Source organism: Nitrincola alkalisediminis (genome assembly GCF_009821115.1).
GTDB classification, from domain to species: domain Bacteria; phylum Pseudomonadota; class Gammaproteobacteria; order Pseudomonadales; family Balneatricaceae; genus Nitrincola; species Nitrincola alkalisediminis.
This window is the reverse complement of record NZ_VYTY01000005.1, coordinates 113,707-130,767: the sequence shown is the minus strand read 5'-3', so window position 1 is coordinate 130,767 and position 17,061 is coordinate 113,707. Positions and strand designations below refer to the sequence as shown.

The 17,061-nt window shown below is 48.5% G+C and carries 18 protein-coding genes; 7 read left to right on the top strand and 11 right to left on the bottom strand.

Annotation, left to right across the window (positions count from 1 at the left end; translation table 11 throughout):
- The first annotated feature begins 164 nt into the window (after positions 1-164).
- From F5971_RS09630 to F5971_RS09620, 3 genes are read left to right on the top strand one after another with little or no spacing between them, the layout of a single operon-like run.
- A complete protein-coding gene (locus F5971_RS09630; RefSeq protein WP_036513455.1) occupies positions 165-767 on the top strand; it encodes a YjaG family protein in 603 nt (200 codons plus the stop codon).
- A complete protein-coding gene (locus F5971_RS09625; RefSeq protein ID WP_036513458.1) occupies positions 767-1,027 on the top strand; it encodes a hypothetical protein in 261 nt (86 codons plus the stop codon). Before F5971_RS09630 ends, F5971_RS09625 begins: the two co-directional genes overlap by 1 nt.
- A gap of 12 nt (positions 1,028-1,039) precedes the next feature.
- A complete protein-coding gene (locus F5971_RS09620) occupies positions 1,040-1,471 on the top strand; it encodes a hypothetical protein (protein ID WP_193494845.1) in 432 nt (143 codons plus the stop codon).
- A 3-nt stretch (positions 1,472-1,474) separates the two neighbouring features.
- On the opposite strand, the gene F5971_RS09615 is transcribed toward F5971_RS09620, so the two are convergent.
- The 11 genes from F5971_RS09615 to F5971_RS09565 all read right to left on the bottom strand — a co-directional run bounded on the left by F5971_RS09615 (position 1,475) and on the right by F5971_RS09565 (position 12,099).
- Complete coding sequence (locus tag F5971_RS09615) at positions 1,475-2,416, bottom strand: NADP-dependent oxidoreductase (protein ID WP_193494844.1); 942 nt, start codon at positions 2,414-2,416, stop codon at positions 1,475-1,477.
- A 42-nt stretch (positions 2,417-2,458) separates the two neighbouring features.
- Positions 2,459-3,790, bottom strand: a complete 1,332-nt coding sequence (gene phoR, locus F5971_RS09610; RefSeq protein ID WP_036513468.1) for a phosphate regulon sensor histidine kinase PhoR — start codon at positions 3,788-3,790, stop codon at positions 2,459-2,461.
- A 51-nt stretch (positions 3,791-3,841) separates the two neighbouring features.
- A complete protein-coding gene (gene phoB / locus F5971_RS09605; protein ID WP_036513471.1) occupies positions 3,842-4,537 on the bottom strand; it encodes a phosphate regulon transcriptional regulator PhoB in 696 nt (231 codons plus the stop codon).
- 108 nt (positions 4,538-4,645) lie between these two features.
- On the bottom strand, positions 4,646-5,506 hold the full coding sequence (ubiA, locus tag F5971_RS09600) for a 4-hydroxybenzoate octaprenyltransferase (protein WP_036513474.1): 861 nt from the start codon (positions 5,504-5,506) through the stop codon (positions 4,646-4,648).
- 60 nt (positions 5,507-5,566) lie between these two features.
- On the bottom strand, positions 5,567-5,749 hold the full coding sequence (locus tag F5971_RS09595) for a YgaP family membrane protein (protein WP_193494843.1): 183 nt from the start codon (positions 5,747-5,749) through the stop codon (positions 5,567-5,569).
- Positions 5,750-5,832: 83 nt separating this feature from the next.
- Positions 5,833-6,375 (bottom strand): chorismate--pyruvate lyase family protein, encoded by a 543-nt coding sequence (locus F5971_RS09590; protein ID WP_051514599.1) that lies wholly within the window; start codon positions 6,373-6,375, stop codon positions 5,833-5,835.
- Positions 6,376-6,448: 73 nt separating this feature from the next.
- Entirely contained in the window at positions 6,449-7,207 is a 759-nt protein-coding gene (gene phoU, locus F5971_RS09585) for a phosphate signaling complex protein PhoU (RefSeq protein WP_036513479.1), read from the bottom strand.
- Between the two features lie 40 nt (positions 7,208-7,247).
- Positions 7,248-8,051 carry a phosphate ABC transporter ATP-binding protein PstB gene (gene pstB / locus F5971_RS09580; protein WP_051514608.1) on the bottom strand — a complete coding sequence of 268 codons (804 nt, stop codon included), beginning with the start codon at positions 8,049-8,051 and terminating at the stop codon, positions 7,248-7,250.
- A 12-nt stretch (positions 8,052-8,063) separates the two neighbouring features.
- On the bottom strand, positions 8,064-9,464 hold the full coding sequence (pstA, locus tag F5971_RS09575; protein ID WP_193494842.1) for a phosphate ABC transporter permease PstA: 1,401 nt from the start codon (positions 9,462-9,464) through the stop codon (positions 8,064-8,066).
- Between the two features lie 9 nt (positions 9,465-9,473).
- On the bottom strand, positions 9,474-11,135 hold the full coding sequence (locus F5971_RS09570; RefSeq protein WP_193494841.1) for an ABC transporter permease subunit: 1,662 nt from the start codon (positions 11,133-11,135) through the stop codon (positions 9,474-9,476).
- The gene (locus tag F5971_RS09565; protein ID WP_051514602.1) at positions 11,125-12,099 is read right to left on the bottom strand and encodes a PstS family phosphate ABC transporter substrate-binding protein; all 975 of its coding nucleotides are present in this window, start codon (positions 12,097-12,099) and stop codon (positions 11,125-11,127) included. Before F5971_RS09565 ends, F5971_RS09570 begins: the two co-directional genes overlap by 11 nt.
- A 220-nt stretch (positions 12,100-12,319) precedes the next feature.
- Between F5971_RS09565 and F5971_RS09560 the strand changes: the two genes are divergently transcribed.
- The 4 genes from F5971_RS09560 to pstB (F5971_RS09545) all read left to right on the top strand — a co-directional run bounded on the left by F5971_RS09560 (position 12,320) and on the right by pstB (F5971_RS09545) (position 17,037).
- Positions 12,320-13,354 (top strand): substrate-binding domain-containing protein, encoded by a 1,035-nt coding sequence (locus tag F5971_RS09560; RefSeq protein WP_036513485.1) that lies wholly within the window; start codon positions 12,320-12,322, stop codon positions 13,352-13,354.
- A 78-nt stretch (positions 13,355-13,432) separates the two neighbouring features.
- A complete protein-coding gene (gene pstC, locus F5971_RS09555; protein WP_193494840.1) occupies positions 13,433-14,818 on the top strand; it encodes a phosphate ABC transporter permease subunit PstC in 1,386 nt (461 codons plus the stop codon).
- Between the two features lie 6 nt (positions 14,819-14,824).
- Positions 14,825-16,201, top strand: a complete 1,377-nt coding sequence (gene pstA, locus F5971_RS09550) for a phosphate ABC transporter permease PstA (protein WP_081763902.1) — start codon at positions 14,825-14,827, stop codon at positions 16,199-16,201.
- 2 nt (positions 16,202-16,203) lie between these two features.
- Positions 16,204-17,037 carry a phosphate ABC transporter ATP-binding protein PstB gene (gene pstB, locus F5971_RS09545; protein ID WP_081763903.1) on the top strand — a complete coding sequence of 278 codons (834 nt, stop codon included), beginning with the start codon at positions 16,204-16,206 and terminating at the stop codon, positions 17,035-17,037.
- Positions 17,038-17,061 lie beyond the last annotated feature (24 nt).

Below are 17,061 nucleotides of genomic sequence, written 5' to 3'. Positions count from 1 at the left end.
TTCAAGGCTTTAGTATAGCAATGAAAGTTGGCTTGAACGAAGCGTTTTACACTGTCGTCTGTATTTGTTTGCGACAAATGCGTGAAAAAAGCCATTGATGCTACAGATCCGAGACTCAAGCACGTACAATAGACTTAACACAAGCCAATTATGCGGAGCGCTCAATGGGCGATAGTCAAACTCTTATCAAGCAATTGAATCAGCTGAAACCCTGGCAACTGACCGCAGTGTCGGCTGCGTTTACTGAACGCATGTTGCCGAACTTCATGCTTTTCTCCAAATTATTGAATTTTGGTGATACCGCTAAGGTTCGCACCGTCATGGATGGCGTTTGGCAGCACTTATCCGGTGGCGCCAAAATGAACTTTGAAGTTCAATTGGATCATATTGATAGCAACATTCCATCTTTAGATGAGTTTGATATGTATGGCGCCATGCCAGCCCATGATGCGATTGTAGCCTTGTACTCAACCCTGACCTGCATATTGGAAGAAGATGCGTCCGAGGTGCTGAGTGTGATTAGCTTATCGCATGAGTCCGTCGCGACCTTTATTGAAGTGAATCAAGCGGACACTCAGATGTCAGATGTTGATCTGATGCGCTTTATTTCAACGCATGAACTCATGCAAGACGAAGATGCCTTTACAGAAGAGGTGTTCGAGCGCATTTTGAGTCAGGAGCATCCTGATAAAGCCTTTATTCAAAGTCTTCGGACGTTGGCTGAAAATCAGGGTATTAGTAACATTGGTATTAGTGATAGCGAGTAATGCTTAGAATTGGTTTGTGTCTACTGATTATTCCCGGTCTTGTTCTGCTGTTTATATTTTTTCGTGAGCTGATGTGGGTCGACGATTGTTTGGCCAGCGGAGGCTCTTGGAATTATGTCAAAGCAGTCTGTGACTCGTCGCAACAACATCCCTTTGTGCCATTGATGACTCGCAAGCCGTTGCTGGTCAATGGTGGAATGTTGCTGTCTTGTTTGGGTTTGCTGATCACCATCGCAGGCCTGTATCGTCGTCGGTCTTAAAGCGAGCTTTTCATGCGTCGTAAAATTGTTCTGTTCAGTCTTGTTTTTCTAGTTGCTATTGGACTTATCGCTTGGCAACAATCGCCACAGTGGTTGGAGTCTTTTAATGAAACACGAGCAGAAGAGGCTAAGCAGTATCGAGCGAAGGGCCTAGCGCTCGGAGACGTCTCAGATCAAGAGACTTGTGTGACCCGCGCGCTCAGCGACTATGCAAGTTGCACCGATTCGACCTACGCCTGCACGGTCAATCAGGGCATTCAGTTAAAAGCCTGTTTAGAAGTGGCTCAACCGAGCGAAAACTTCTGTGCAGATGTCCCTGAGTTCAATGAAAAAGCCACCGAAGAAGAGAAGAACTGGGCGCGTTACGGATGTTGGGATGCGGATATTGCTGGCGAAGGCTGCAGATTGCTGCTGCGTCAAAAGCAGCAGTTCTGCAGCCAATAGGTCTTATTCCGAAATACTGAGCAGGATCTTACCCACGGTTTTGCCTGTTGCACTCAGTTTATGAGCGGCGGCGGCATCCGATAAGGGGAAGGTCTTCGCCAGCTTTAAAATCAACTTGCCGTCGGCCACTAAATTGGCAAGGGATGCCAGTTGTTGTGGGTTAGGCACCACACGGATCGGCTCAACGGTGACATCGGTGCCTTCTGCCGCAGCGGTAACCTGAGCGGCTGTGACGGAAGGTAAGGTCACCATGCGTCCACCGGGTTTCAGCGTAATCAAAGCATTGATGGCCGTATCGCCGCCTACACCATCGATAATTAAATCAAAGGTGTCTGCATAATCACGCATATCAGCACGTGTGTAGTCAATCACTTCTTGGCAACCCAAGCTTTGAAGAAACTCAATATTGGCCGTTGAACAGGTTGCACTGACTTGCGCCTCATGGATGGCAGCTAATTGAACAGCTAAATGACCCACTCCACCCGCACCCGCTAGAACCAGCACTTTTTGTCCCGTTTTTAGCTCGCCTTTGTCGAATAAGGCTTGCCATGCTGTTAAGCCCGCTAAGCCTAAACCGCCAGCGGTTAAGGCATCCAATCCTTCTGGACGCAGTGCGATTTGGTCAGCTGGCGCTGTTAAATACTCGGCATAGGTACTGGCGGGTGTTGGAAAACGAACGAACCCTAAAACAGCGTCTCCTACGTTAAAAGTGTCAACTCCTTCACCACAGGCTTCAATAATACCGCTAAATTCCCATCCAGGAATAAAAGGAAATTGTTCAATGAAGCCAGAAGCGCCGCCACCTGAGCAGGTTTTCCAATCGATTGGGTTGACGCCAGCCGCTTGATTGCGAATTAAGACTTCGCCAGGGCCTGCTTTTGGCTGCTCGGTTTCTTCGTAGACTAAATTGTCGGGTTCGAACGCATGAACACGGATTGCAAACATCAGGTGTACTCCACAGATATTGGCTAAAAACTCTCCACTGAGTCAGTGGTGACTGATGTTATTATCTACTTCAGACTCTTCAATTTCTACGTCGGTGAGCATATCAACAGGGAAATGGCAGATAAACTCACTGCCCACACCCAATTTGCTTTTGATTTCAAGTTTGGCGCCATGCCGAGCCAAGACATGTTTGACGATGGATAAACCCAGTCCAGTGCCGCCTGTTTCCGATGATCGCCCTTCATCAACGCGGTAAAAGCGTTCGGTGAGATGCGGAATATGGTGTGATTCAATACCGCGCCCGTTATCAATGACACTTAAGTGCCCGCCGGATGCGTCGCTTCGCCATTCTATCTTTATTTCACACCCTTCTGGCGTGTACCTGACGGCATTAAATACCAAATTGGAAAAGGCGCTGTGAAGTTCGTTCGGTTGTCCGAGCAGGTCTTTATCTGACGCAATGTTGAGTGTCAGGATGTGTTCTTTTGTACCACTGAGTAATATGCCGTCACGCTTGATTCGATATAGAAGAGAAGGAAGGTTAACGGGTTGCTCATCTTTCACGTGTTGGCTTGACTCTAAACGTGACAGTAACAGCAAATCGCTGACTAGACTTTCCATGCGCAAGGTTTGTTGCTGCATTTGGCTTAAGCCACGCATAATGGGTTTGGGTAACTCTTGATCTAAGAAGGTTTCAAGATACCCTCGAATCACCGTTAGCGGGGTTCTTAACTCATGGGATGCATTCGCGACAAAGGTTTGGCGAGTCTGCTCAAGCTGCTTAAGGCGGGTGATATCACGTGCAACGAGGAGTCTGTCACCTTCACCAAATCGAGTAATGTGATATTGCAATGTCATCTGGTGATGAACGGGTGACATTAACTCAAAGGGTTCGGAGTATTCTTGTTTTTTGTAATAACGAATAAAGCGCGGGTCGCGCAGTAGGTTGAGAATGGACTTTTTCTTATCGATTTTGGGTTTGAGGCCCAATAAGCGCTCAGCTGATCGATTCCACCATTCTAACTTGTCTCTGGCATCAATAATGACAACGGCATCTTCTAACGCAGCGGAGGATTGTTGGAAGCGTCTGATGACCGACAGGAGCTTTGTTTCATGCTCCTTGTTGGAGCGTTGTAAGCGATACAGAGCATAGGATAAATCGCCCCAAGAGGACGGCAGATCCGGTGGTTCACTGTTGTCTGTTTTGATGGCCCAGGCATATAAACGCTGAAACTGTCGCAACTGATAGAGGCTCCACGAGAGCGAGCCCAGCAATAAGCCAAGCAGAAAGTGCTCAGTGACGAACCCAACCAAACCCCCGACAACACAAAAAGTGAATAGGCTAACAAACAATTTTGGTTTGGAGATAACCATAAATATGGGGGTCCATAGCGGGTTGGTTCAATGCTAAGTAGAAGGTTAACTCTAACTCAGTTGAGCTGAAAACCGATAGCCTGTTCCTCTCACGGTTTGAATTAAATAATCGTGTCGTTCGCCCAGTGCTTTGCGAAGGCGGCGAATGTGCACATCAACCGTGCGCTCCTCAACGTAAACATTCCCACCCCAAACCATGTCCAATAACTGCCCACGGGAGTATGCCCTGTCTTGGTGTGTCATGAAGAACTGCAACAGACGGAATTCTGTTGGGCCCAGTTCTAAGGGTGAGTTGCTGGACAAAACACGGTGAGAAATAGGATCAAGTGTTAAATCATCCACGGTAACCGGCTCTTCAATGCCTTTTGGGGTCGTGCGGCGCAGGACGGTTTTTAGACGAGCCACTAATTCGCGCGGTGAAAAGGGCTTGGTGATGTAGTCATCAACGCCGACTTCAAGGCCTTGAATTTTATTATCTTCTTCGGCTTTGGCCGTTAACATAATAATCGGGATGTTGGACGTTACTTCGTCACGACGTAAACGACGCGCGAAATCGATTCCATTCGTACCTGGCATCATCCAGTCCAGCAATACCATATCCGGCTTTTGGTCCAATACAGCGGCATGCGCTTGTTGAGCATTCTCAGCTTCTATGCATTCGTAGCCAGCCATCTCAAGTGCGACAGCAATCATCTCGCGGATAGGCGCTTCGTCATCAACAATTAATACCCGTTTAGCAACAGACATCCCTAAAACCTCAACATTAAAAACCAGATACCTATTACAAGACGTTTCTGTTACATAAATATGACAATCACGGCCTTAGTATTATCTATTTTATGAAAACAACCAAGTTTAGGCAGCATAATGCAGAACAATCCCGATCAGAACGGATAATTCGGCCAGGTGATTATTTAAAAAGGCTTTAAAGCACGGGTCGCGTTCCCTGTGCCGAATCAGCAAAAATTGATAGACAAAAAAGCCAGCGGCACCCAGTAGACCCGCATAGTACCAGCCACTCATAGAGAGCTGCAGGCCGACAAATGCCAACAATCCTAAAGCAGACAATTGAAGAAGGCTAATGATGAGCACATCGCGCTGACCAAACAAAATGGCGGTGGATTTAACGCCGATTTTCAGGTCATCGTCACGATCCACCATGGCGTATTGAGTGTCATAGGCAACGGTCCAGAGCACTTTTGCGAGATATAACAACAGCGCAAGGGTTGGCAGACTTTCAGTGACGGCGGTAAACGCCATAGGAATGGCCCAACCAAATGCAGCGCCTAACACCACCTGCGGTAAATGCGTGTAGCGCTTCATAAAGGGATAGGTGAATGCAAGTGCGATGCCCACCACTGACATTAAAACCGTCATGGTGTTGGTAAAAAGAACGAGAAAGAATGAAATCAGCATTAAGCCGATGAACAAATAAATGGCTTCCTTCTCAGAGACTTCGCCAGTGGCTAAAGGGCGATTGGCGGTGCGCTTAACATGACCATCGATATGCCGGTCTGCATAGTCATTAATGACACAGCCAGCCGATCGCGTTAAAAATACACCCAAAATAAAAATAATGAGGAGATGGGGAGCGGGGACGCCTTCCGATGCAATCCAGAGCGCCCAAAGTGTGGGCCACAGCAGAAGCCAGGTGCCGATAGGTCGATCAGCACGCATTAAACGAATATAAACGGAAACTTTATTTGCAACATTCATGACTCAGCTCCTTTTAGAGGCGCTATTGTACGCCTTAAGGCGCTGAGTCAAAATAACGTCTTACTTTTTCGTGCAAATTCCCAAAAGTGGGTAGAGTGGGCAATAGCCGACCAATCCCGTCAACAAGGGTACAATACCGATCCAACCCCAGATAGGCAGTGCACCGAACAGGGTTGCGAGGACCAACGCTGCGCCAATCACAATTCGTAGGATGCGATCAATTCCGCCGACATTCAGTTTCATGATATAACTCCTTTATCTAAATTAGACTTTATTGTAATAGATAGAGTTGAGAATAGAAACGTTTAAACGATCTTACAAAGCACTTAAGCGTTAGGGTGATAGGTAATTTGCTGCATCGGCGGTAGGAAGATTTCGGTGACGAGTAGCGGATGTGCCGCGATCCAAAACACAGAGCGGCGGCTCGGGTAGGCTTGTCCATTGGCGTAGAAGTGGCAAAGCTCAATGTCACCTCTTTTGATGGTTGGGTCTGTAAACAGCATCGTTCCTAACGAGCGACTGCCGAGTCGATTCAGACGCTGATGACACTGTTTTAGTGTTGCGACAGGAACAACTGAGCGCGCGTAAACCCAAGGTTGTTGGTGACCCAAGAGCTCGACTTCACGAATGAGAACACGTTGTTTTGGGTTTAAGCCCAAGGCGGATGCTTCATCTTTTGTGGGGATAGCTAGGTTTTGAGAGAGAAGCTTAACAGAAAACTGTCCGTGACTGGCGCGAATTAGGGCCTCAGTTAATGAGCCCTTGTCGCACAGCCAATTGCGCCAGTGGCTAGACAGGGCAGGTCTGCGTTTTGCACTGAGCCAAGTGGATCGTGTAAAGCCGTTAAGTGGAATGTCTGAATAGTGCACAAAAACATCACATAGCCGTTGTTATGGGGTCGGCAGTATAACATTTTTGTGCAAATGGATACGTTCTGAGCGGCTAATTATCTTCGTTCAGCTCCATTTCATCGTCTGGAGATTCGTTGCGTAATGAGCGTTTAATGCTGATGAGGCTTTGGTGACGTACATCCATGCCGCTGACTTGATAAATTAAGTGTTCGGAAAGGTTTCGGGCATGATCACCGATACGCTCAAGACTTCTGAGTACCCACATAACGTTTAAAATGGCAGAGATTGAACGCGGGTCCTCCATCATATACGTGGCCAAGGAGCGCATCGCTGTACGGTATTCCATGTTCACATTGCTGTCTTGTTTGGCCACGTTATAGGCCAACTCCAGATCGCTGCGTGCGAAAGCCGTTAGAACATCTTTGACCATACTCGAAACGAGCTTACCGATATGACGAACCTCTTGATAGCCTTTAGGAGAAGGGCCACTTTGTGCAATCTCGATCGCATGCTTACAGATGCGGCTGGCTTCATCGCCCATGCGTTCAAGGTCAGTCACTGAGCGGCTAATTGACACAATTAAACGTAGATCACTGGCCGTGGGCTGGCGCGTGGCGATCATTTTTGTGCACTGATCATCAATGCTCAGTTCCATCTGATTGGTTTGCTTATCCATGCGTCGCGACTCTTCAGCCATATCGAGGTTATTGTTGATCAGTGCCTCAATCGCATCACTGACTTGCCGCTCAACAATCCCGCCCATGGCTAAAAGTTCAGTTCGTATTTTTTCCAACTCATGATTGAATTGTTGTGAAATGTGCCGTGAAAAGCCTTCGTTACTTGTGAACATGATGTTGTCCTATTATTGTTTGATGTCAACGCACATCGTGTTATTCAACAAATCGGCCTGTAATGTAGTTTTCGGTAGCTCGTTTACGAGGGTTTGTGAATAGCTGCTGTGTTTCGCCATACTCAATGAGAGTGCCTTGGTGCAGATAAGCCGTATAATCCGATACGCGCGCAGCCTGCTGCATATTATGCGTCACTATGATTATAGTGTAATTATGTTTCAATTCTGTGATGAGCTCTTCAATTTTAAGTGTCGAAATTGGATCCAATGCGGATGCGGGCTCGTCTAGCAGCAGAACTTCAGGTTCAACAGCTAAGGCTCTGGCTATCACCAATCGTTGTTGTTGACCTCCGGAGAGCTCATAGGCATTGGTGTTTAATCGATCTTTCACTTCATCCCATAAGGCTGCACGCGTCAAGGCATGCTCAATGGCGGTGTCCAATCGGCGACGGCTGCGGATGCCTTGTATTCGCAATCCATACGCGACATTCTCGTAAATGGATTTAGGGAAAGGGTTTGGAAGCTGGAAAACCATGCCAATACGCCGTCTTAAGTCTGCAATATTCATACTGGGTGCGTAGATATCCTGGTTATCCAAATGTATCTGGCCAGACACTCGACACTCTGTTGATAAGTCATTTAAGCGGTTAAGGCTGCGCAGTAAGGTTGATTTGCCACAGCCAGAAGGGCCGATCAGGGCGGTAACATGATTGGCAATCACATCCAGATCAATCGATTTGAGAATTGGGGTTTGGCCAAAGCTCAAATTGAAGTCACGAATTGACAGTTTAATCGGGAAGGCTTGACCTGGATCAGGCAGCGTCCTTGGTTGATAGGGGGTCATGGTGTTATCCATCTAAATAGGCTTCTTGTCATCTTGAAAACGAACACGCAAACGATTGCGCAACAAGATCGCACTGAGATTCAGCAAAATGATCAGCAATATGAGCAGTAGAGCCGTTGTGAAGACGAAGGGTAAACTGGCATCTGTCCGGCCTGTTTGAAAGGCAAGGTCAAAGATATGGTAGCCTAAGTGCATAATTTTTCGGTCAAGGTGTAAAAATGGAAACTCCGCATCCAAGGGAAGCTCAGGAGCCAATTTGACAACTCCGACCAGCATGAGCGGGGCGACCTCACCTGCGGCGCGTGCAATGGCGAGAATCAAGCCTGTTAGAATCGCTGGTGTTGTTAGCGGCAGGACAATGCGCCACAGGGTTTCTGTATGGCTGGCACCAAGTGCTAGGCTGCCTTCTCGAACGGATTTTGGAATACGGGCGAGCCCTTCTTCCGTTGATACGATGACGACAGGCAGCGTGAGCAGAGCTAGCGTTAACGACACCCAAATAAGACCTGGGGTACCAAACGTTGGCATCGGCAAGGACTCTGAATAGAAGAGCTGGTCGATACTGCCACCGAGCGTATAGACAAAAAAGGCCAGCCCAAACACACCGAAGACAATCGAGGGCGTGCCCGCCAAGTTGTAGACTGCAATGCGGATGGTCTGGGTTATCCAGCCAGGGCGAGCGTACTCATGTAAATACACAGCGGCCATCACGCCAATTGGCGTCACGAAAACGGTCATAATCAAGACGGTAATAACGGTTCCAAATAGCGCGGGAAAGATGCCCCCTTCAGTTCCACCTTGTCGGGGCGATTCGACCATAAACTGCAAGAGTCCCTTGCCAAACACCTGCATTTTTTCGACCCATGACAGTTGATTGGGGAAGTGAATCTCTAAAATATCAACCAGATTGAGGGTTAACGCTTCGCCATTGCCGAGTAGCAGCGTTAATTGGGCATCTTTCTGTGCAGTTTTAATCTGTTCCGGCCAGTCTACAGGGGGTGGGGTGATCGTTGAGGTTGGGCTGAGCCGGAGCAAGATGGGCTCTGCAATTAAGCGTCCAAACGTCCTGTGTTCCAATGTCATTAATTCTGGGCGCTGAGTCATTGTGTTGATTTGGGCGTCCGTTAACCAAATAAAGTCTTGATAGGCGGCTTGCGCTTCTGAGCGTCTGAATAAGTATTCCTGTGTGCCTTGATCTGTGCTTTGATACGAGATGCGCTGTCCGATCAGGCGTTGCATCGATGGGTCATCCTGTTCGTGATAATGAACGTCAAAAATGGGCGCAGGCCAGAAATGACTGAGGCCTTTAACGGCAATAAAGCCAATCAATATCGCGACCAATAGTAACGACACAGACAAAGCGCCAGCACTTAACCAGATCCAAGCGTGTCCACCGGAAAGCCAACGATTCATAGCGCTTCCTTAAAGTTGTTGATAGCGTTTCTTCAACCCTTGTCGAATCAACGCCGCCAGCGTATTAAGGACAAAGGTAAACACAAACAGGATCAATACCGATAACAGCAGCACACGATAATGAGTGCTGCCGGCCTGAGCTTCGGGCAGCTCCATGGCAATATTGGCAGACAGACTGCGCATGCCTTCAAAGAGGTTCATATTCACCAACGGCGTATTTCCACTGGCCATTAATAAAATCATGGTTTCGCCTAAGGCACGACCAAAACCAATAATGATCGCTGAGAAAATACCCGCGCTGGCGGTCGGAAGGATAACACCCTGTAGGCTTTGCCAAGGTGTTGCGCCTAAAGCTAATGCCCCTTCGGTGAGATGTTTTGGCACCGATGATAATGCATCCTCTGCCAGTGAAAAAATGGTCGGAATAATCGCAAACCCCATGGCGATACCGATCACCAGCCCATTGCGTTGAGCGTAATCGATATTGTGATGAGCTAACCACTGACGTAAGTCCTGCGCAAATACCCAAGACTCAAATAACGAAGAGGCATAGGGGAGTGCCCAGACAAATGCCACTAGCGCCGGAATGAGCAAAACCCATAGGCTGGATTTTAGGCGATAGTGCGTTGAGTCGGGAAAAATTGACCATAACCACGAGAGCAAAACGAGGTATAACGGCAGGGTGATCAGGCCAAACAACACTTGAACGAGGTAGGCTTCAATGAGGGGGGCCAGATAAATACCAGCAATAAACCCTATCACCACGGTGGGTAGAGCCTCCATCAGTTCGACACTCGGTTTGATCCAATTGCGCAACCGTGTGGGCATAAAATAGGCCGTATACACAGCCCCCATTATGGCCAATGGCATGGCAAACAGCATCGCAAAAAAAGCGGCTTTTAACGTGCCTATACTTAACGGCACAATACTGTACTTGCCATCATGATACTCTGCCGATGGCGCAGATTGCCAAACCCATTCAGCCTGGTTGCGACCCTCATACTGCACTTTATGCAGCAATGAGGTGATGGATATTTGAGGGTGAGGGTTCAGCAGATGCCAATAGCGGGTTTCGCCAGAGGCCAGCCGTACTCCAAGAATTTGGTTGGACGAGGACAAGCTATAGGCCTTAATGGGTTCATTGGTTAAATACCCTGACCACAGGGTTTCGCCTGTGGGGGCATAGTGAATAGCAAGATGCCCTTGTTGGTCCAAGCTTAAAAAGCCTCGCCGTTGAGATTCAGGGATTAAAGCCAGTATCGGCGCCCTGTGGGATGTAAACTCATGTACCTTTTGAAAAGAGGCGGGAGTTCCTGCATCGCCCATCAGCCAAAACCACTGTTGAATACCACCATCTGAAGTGGTGGTGAGTAAAGACCGCTGATTTTCGGCAAGTCGGTAAACCAAAGCCGAGGGGTCAAGGTTGACTGGGTGCCATTGAAAAGATGACCTGTGTTCTTCAGACAGGCGTTCAGTCTCTATAGGCGTGACTTGGATGGGCTTGAAAATCGGGAACACTTGATAACCGAGATAGACAAACATGAGCAACAAAGAAATAACGACGGTATAGCCGCTGCTGCGGATCATCAAGGACATAACCGCATCTCGACAGCGTCGCCAAGTTTGAAAAGCCGACTGCTTGGCCTGCTTCGGCTTAGGGTTAGGACGCATCTAGATCAAGGCTCCTGAGGATATTGATCGCTTCGTCAGCCGGTAAAGCTACAAAGCCTTCCTGCATGAGAATAGATTGCCCCGTAGTCGAGTAGAGCATACGAATGAACTCGGCATGCAAGGGCGATAAAGGTTTAGACGGAGGATGATTAAGATACAGGTATAAAAAGCGCGCCAACGGGTAGCGCTGCTCCAATGCATTCTGTGCCGTGGGCAGTATTGCCGCATCCGTGGGGCGAATTGAAATGGCGAGTGGTTTGACATCCACGGACGCTGCGCCTAAGCCAGAATAGCCAAGGCCATTGAATGAGCGAGAAATGCTGCGCACGACGGCCGCTGAGCCAGGCTGCTCACTGACTTGGGGACGAAAATCTCCACCCAAAAGAACTAAATCACGAAAAAAACCATAGGTCCCAGAGGCGGCGTTGCGTCCAAACAAGGTAATGGGTTGATCATGCAGTCGCCCCTCAAGACCTAGGTCTCCCCAGCGTTGAATCGACATACCTGCGCTTTGATACTGAGTGACGGAGTAGAGTGCATCAAGCTCAACCAGGCTAATGCGGGTTAAGGGATTGTCTCTATTGACAAACACGGCGATTAAATCGAGCGCAATGGGTAACTCTAAAGGCGGGTAGCCGTACTGTTGTTCAAACTCGTGTCGCTCAGACAAACGCATGGGGCGACTCATCGGGGCTAGGGAGGCCGTACCTTGAATCAGTGCCGTCGGGGCGGTTGATGATCCACTGCCTTGTACCTGAAGGGTGACCTGAGGGTGGAGTTGAGCGAACTGTGTGGCTAATTGGGTCATTAATGCGTTGAGCGTGTCCGATCCAGTGGAGTGTAAACTGCCTGATAAGACAGCCGTTGGCTGATACTGTGGATAACTCGACAGGTCCTCAGCATGACCAAAGGATGGAACATACAGCAGGCTCAACACACATAGGTATAAAACGCGAAAGTACATCAATGACGTATCCAAATAGTTCAACGTTGACTCAACACATTTCCAAAAAAGTTAAATGAATTCAAAACGCCAAGATTAAGGGCGCTCCCAGCTGTAATACAAATGTAATATTTAATTCATTTTTCTGTCACATTTATCAGACACACTAGCCTCAGTAAGAATTAGCGATCCTCCTAAAGGTTAGGTGGGTCGTCTCCACTAACTTAATGAGGACACTTACATGACCTTTCGTAACAATGCCCTTGCAATTGCCATGACCGCTGCCACTGCTGTTGCGTTTGCAGCCCCTGCAATGGCTCGTGATACGATCCAGATCGCTGGCTCTTCAACTGTACTGCCTTTTTCTTCAATTGTCGCTGAGGAATTCGGTAATTCTTTCGCACAGTTCAAAACGCCTGTTGTGGGTTCAGGCGGTTCAGGCGGTGGCTTGCGTCAATTCTGCCAAGGCGTAGGTGCAAATACCATTGATATCGCAAACTCTTCACGCGCGATTCGTCCTAACGAGTTAGAAAACTGCTTCGCAAACGGCGTAACCGAAGTGATCGAAGTCAAATTCGGTTATGACGGTATCGTGTTTGCATCACGCACAGACAGCGGAAGCTTTGCTTTGGAACCACACCATGTATTCTTAGCTGGCGCTGCACAAGTACCACAAAACGGTCAAATGGTTGCGAACCCTTACTCACGTTGGAACCAGATTGACGCCAGCTTGCCAGACCAAGAAATTTTATTGGTTATCCCAGGTTCTAACCACGGTACTCGTGAAGTCTACGAAGAAAAAGTTGTGCACCCAGGTTGCGATAGCTTTGATGAAGTGAAGGCGCTTTCTGGTGAAGAAAAAACAAACTTCTGTAATGCGATTCGTACAGACGGCCGTGTTGTAGAGGTTGCAGGTGATTACACTGAAACTCTGGCACGTTTGGATGCACAGAGCAACGCGTTGGGTGTGTTTGGTCTGAGCTTCTATGATCAAAACCGTGACCGTTTGCAAGTGGCGACAGTGGGTGGTGTGACGCCAAGCTTGGAAACCATTGCAACAGGTGAGTACCCAGTATCTCGTCCTCTGTTCTTCTACGTTAAGAATGCACACGTTGGCGTGATTCCAGGTCTTCTGGAATATGCTCAGTACTTCATGAGCGCCGAAGTGGGTGGCATGGGTAGCCCATTAGAAGCTGCGGGTCTGATTCCAATGGATGACGATGAGCGCGCTGAGGTTATCTCTGCGATTCAATCACGTACGTTAATGCAGCCGTAAGGCACGCTGAACGGAACCGGGGCTCTGTTTTGGCATCCCCGGTTTTGGCATTTATGAGGACACTACGCTGGAGCGAGTATGAGTAATCTCGTATTGTTAACAGTGCTGCTGATGGTAATGGCAGTGGCTTATCAAATTGGACTGGTGCGCAGCAAGCGTATGTCGGTTGCGGCTGTGGACGGTGGAACGCGTATGCATTCTCGACCGGCTTACCACGGCACATTGGTTGCGCTGTGGACGGTGGTGCCAGCGGCCTTAATCTATATGGTCTGGAGCTTTTTCCAGCCGAATATCCTGAACTCAATGGTGATGAGTCAGTTGCCATCTGAGGTCTTAACCGCCTCTGATAACGAGCTGCGTATACTCCTGAATCGCATCATTAATTTATCCACAGGCTTTGGTTTAGCGGATGAGGCGCAGGCCTACGAGCTGGCGGCGGCCGAGATGCTGAGAGAACTTCGTAATCAAGGCAACTTTATTATGTTGGCGTTGATGGCATCGGTTGCATCGGCAGGATTAGTCTTGACATGGCGACGTATTCAACCGGATTTGCGTGCGCGCAATCAGGTCGAAGTAGTCACACGTTTCTTACTGATTCTCTGTTCAACAATCGCCATATTGACGACGATCGGCATTGTTTTTTCCATGCTGGGCGAAGCGTTACGCTTTTTTTCTTTTGTTAGCCCTGCTGACTTTTTCTTCGGGACGACCTGGAACCCTCGCTTTTCGACCGTAGGCACCTCTGGACAAACGGGCTTTGGGATGCTGCCGCTGTTATGGGGTACCTTAATGATCGCCATCATTGCTCTATTAGTGGCGGTTCCGATTGGCTTAATGACGGCCATTTATTTGGCAGAGTACGCGCCTTCTAAAGTGAGAGCAGTTGCCAAGCCGGTCATTGAGGTGCTCGCCGGTATTCCAACCATCGTGTATGGTTTTTTTGCCCTAGTGACCGTTGGCCCTTTTTTGAATATGTTAGGTGCCACATTGGGATTGGAAATACGCGCTACCTCGGCCTTAACGGCGGGTGTGGTGATGGGTATTATGATCATTCCTTTCATTTCCTCTCTGTCTGACGACATTATCACCCAAGTGCCAAAAGCCATGCGCGATGGCTCACTCGGCTTGGGCGCTACCAAATCTGAAACAATTCGTAAGGTGGTGATTCCCGCTGCTTTACCAGGGATCGTGGGTGCTATTTTGTTGGCGGCAAGCCGCGCCATCGGTGAAACCATGATTGTGGTATTGGCCGCGGGTAACAGCCCAGTATTAACGGCCAATCCGTTTGAGGCGGTATCCACTATGACCGTCACCATCGTGAACCAATTGACGGGCGACTTGGATTTCGCAAGTCCACAATCTTTGGTTGCGTTCGCATTGGGGCTGACGCTCTTTGTGATAACCCTGTGTCTGAACGTGGTGGCACTGGTTATTGTTCGTAAATACCGTGAACAGTATGAGTAAGTTGTTATGACGACATCAACGCAAATAACCTCAGAAATGAGCCTAGCGGAAAAGCGCGATATTATGCAGCAGCGTGTAGCTAAGTCGCTAAAACGTCGCCATGCGCAAGAAACTCGGTTCAAAATGATTGGCATGGGCGCTGTGGGATTGGCCTTGGCCTTTGTGGTCATCCTGTTTGCCACCATTTTGTCTAAAGGCTTACCAGCCTTTTGGCAGGCGCACATCACGCTGGATGTGTACTTTGACCCAGACGTGATTAAAATTGACGATAAGCCTGTTCGCCAAAGCACCGAAAGTGAAGCCGCATTTAATCAACGCATGCTGGCATGGCAGACACAATTGGGGTTTGTTAACTTCAACCGAATTATTCTGGACTCTCTTGAAAAGGTGATTCCGGATGCTAAGGCCTATCAGCGCGATGCCATGCGTCTTGTCACCAGCGGTGAGCGTTTTGCGCTAAGGGGCATGGTTGAAGAAAACCCATCGATTATCGGACAAACGCTCAAACTTAATTTGTTGGCCGATGCCAACGTTGATGTTTGGATAAAGGATAATATCGACCGTAGTTTACCCGATGCACAGCAGCAATTGAGTGCTAAAACGCGCCAGTGGGTGGATGAGCTTGAAGCGCGCGGCATCATACAGAACAAGTTTAGTACGGCACTCTTCATGAATCCGGACTCTCGCAGCTCTCTGGCATCGGCGGGTCTTGCTGGCGCATTTATGGGTTCTGTGATGATGATGTTGATTGTGATGTTTTTAGCAGTCCCTGTGGGCGTGGCCTCTGCGATTTATCTTGAAGAGTTTGCACCGAAGAACAAACTGACCGATTTGATAGAGGTCAATATCAACAACTTGGCCGCAGTACCGTCGATTGTCTTTGGTTTGTTGGGTGCCTCGGTCTTTATTCTGTGGTTTAAATTGCCATTGTCGGCACCCATTGTAGGGGGACTTGTGCTATCCCTAATGACTTTACCGACAGTGATAATTGCGACCCGTTCAAATTTAAAAGCGATACCACCGTCCATTCGCCAAGCGGCATTAGGGATCGGTGCTTCAAAAGTGCAGTCTGTGTTTCATCACGTTTTGCCCTTGGCGATTCCCGGCATTCTAACGGGAGCCATTTTGGGTGTGGCACAAGCATTGGGTGAGTCCGCTCCCTTATTGCTGATCGGCATGAGTTCATTCGTTGCCAGCGTGCCTTCAACGCCGTTTGATCAGTCCACGGCACTTCCTGTACAAATTTATTTATGGCAAGGCAATGAGCTGCGCAATTTCTTCGAGGCAAGAACCTCTGCGGCAATTATTGTGTTGTTAAGTCTAATGATTTCGCTTAACGCGTTGGCCATTTGGTTGCGTAAGCGCTTTGAAACTCGGTGGTGATTATGAATATGGAGCAAGCAGCGATGGGTGCGATGCAAATGACGTTTTCTGATGAGAAAAAACCGACTCCTACGAGTGGAAAAGTCAAAATGGCCGCGCGTGATGTCAAAGTGTTCTACGGTGACAACGAAGCCATCCATGGTGTGAATATGGACATCATGGAGAACGAGGTGGTTGCGTTCATTGGTCCATCAGGATGTGGTAAATCGACGTTTTTACGATGCTTGAATCGAATGAACGATACCATCGATATCTGTCGCGTCACGGGCAAGGTGACCTTGGATGAGCGTGATATTTACGATAAATCCTTGGATGTTGTGCAGTTAAGAGCACAAGTGGGCATGGTGTTCCAAAAGCCGAACCCTTTCCCTAAGTCCATTTACGAAAATATCGTGTACGGTCCTAAGTTGCACGGTTTGGTGAATAGCAAAAGCGATATGGATGAGATTGTCGAGTCGAGTTTGCAAAGAGCAGGCCTCTGGAAGGAGGTTAAAGACCGACTGGATTCACCAGGAACGGGTTTGTCGGGTGGTCAACAGCAGCGTTTATGTATTGCCCGTGCGATCGCCGTGAGCCCAGAGGTGATTTTGATGGATGAGCCGTGTTCTGCGCTTGACCCCATCGCGACCTCGATCATTGAAGAGCTGATTGATGAGCTCAAAGGCAGTTATACCATCGCTATTGTGACGCACAATATGCAGCAGGCTGCCCGTGTATCCGATAAAACAGCCTTCTTCCATATGGGGGATTTGGTTGAGATTAGCGAAACGCGTGAGATTTTTACCAATCCTAAAGATCGTCGCACTGAAGATTATATTACCGGTCGTTTCGGTTAATTTGAGCGCCCCACAGCGGCGGTA

Excerpts from the sequence above, each read along its gene's own strand:
- ubiA (WP_036513474.1), bottom strand. The coding sequence starts at position 5,506 with ATGAATGTTGCAAATAAAGTTTCCGTTTATATTCGTTTAATGCGTGCT.
- pstB (WP_081763903.1), top strand. The coding sequence starts at position 16,204 with ATGAATATGGAGCAAGCAGCGATGGGTGCGATGCAAATGACGTTTTCT.
- pstC (WP_193494840.1), top strand. The coding sequence starts at position 13,433 with ATGAGTAATCTCGTATTGTTAACAGTGCTGCTGATGGTAATGGCAGTG.
- F5971_RS09625 (WP_036513458.1), top strand. The coding sequence starts at position 767 with ATGCTTAGAATTGGTTTGTGTCTACTGATTATTCCCGGTCTTGTTCTG.
- phoU (WP_036513479.1), bottom strand. The coding sequence starts at position 7,207 with ATGTTCACAAGTAACGAAGGCTTTTCACGGCACATTTCACAACAATTC.
- phoR (WP_036513468.1), bottom strand. The coding sequence starts at position 3,790 with ATGGTTATCTCCAAACCAAAATTGTTTGTTAGCCTATTCACTTTTTGT.
- phoB (WP_036513471.1), bottom strand. The coding sequence starts at position 4,537 with ATGTCTGTTGCTAAACGGGTATTAATTGTTGATGACGAAGCGCCTATC.
- pstA (WP_081763902.1), top strand. The coding sequence starts at position 14,825 with ATGACGACATCAACGCAAATAACCTCAGAAATGAGCCTAGCGGAAAAG.
- F5971_RS09595 (WP_193494843.1), bottom strand. The coding sequence starts at position 5,749 with ATGAAACTGAATGTCGGCGGAATTGATCGCATCCTACGAATTGTGATT.
- F5971_RS09570 (WP_193494841.1), bottom strand. The coding sequence starts at position 11,135 with ATGCGTCCTAACCCTAAGCCGAAGCAGGCCAAGCAGTCGGCTTTTCAA.
- F5971_RS09615 (WP_193494844.1), bottom strand. The coding sequence starts at position 2,416 with ATGTTTGCAATCCGTGTTCATGCGTTCGAACCCGACAATTTAGTCTAC.
- F5971_RS09620 (WP_193494845.1), top strand. The coding sequence starts at position 1,040 with ATGCGTCGTAAAATTGTTCTGTTCAGTCTTGTTTTTCTAGTTGCTATT.
- F5971_RS09565 (WP_051514602.1), bottom strand. The coding sequence starts at position 12,099 with ATGTACTTTCGCGTTTTATACCTATGTGTGTTGAGCCTGCTGTATGTT.
- F5971_RS09630 (WP_036513455.1), top strand. The coding sequence starts at position 165 with ATGGGCGATAGTCAAACTCTTATCAAGCAATTGAATCAGCTGAAACCC.
- pstA (WP_193494842.1), bottom strand. The coding sequence starts at position 9,464 with ATGAATCGTTGGCTTTCCGGTGGACACGCTTGGATCTGGTTAAGTGCT.
- F5971_RS09560 (WP_036513485.1), top strand. The coding sequence starts at position 12,320 with ATGACCTTTCGTAACAATGCCCTTGCAATTGCCATGACCGCTGCCACT.
- pstB (WP_051514608.1), bottom strand. The coding sequence starts at position 8,051 with ATGACCCCCTATCAACCAAGGACGCTGCCTGATCCAGGTCAAGCCTTC.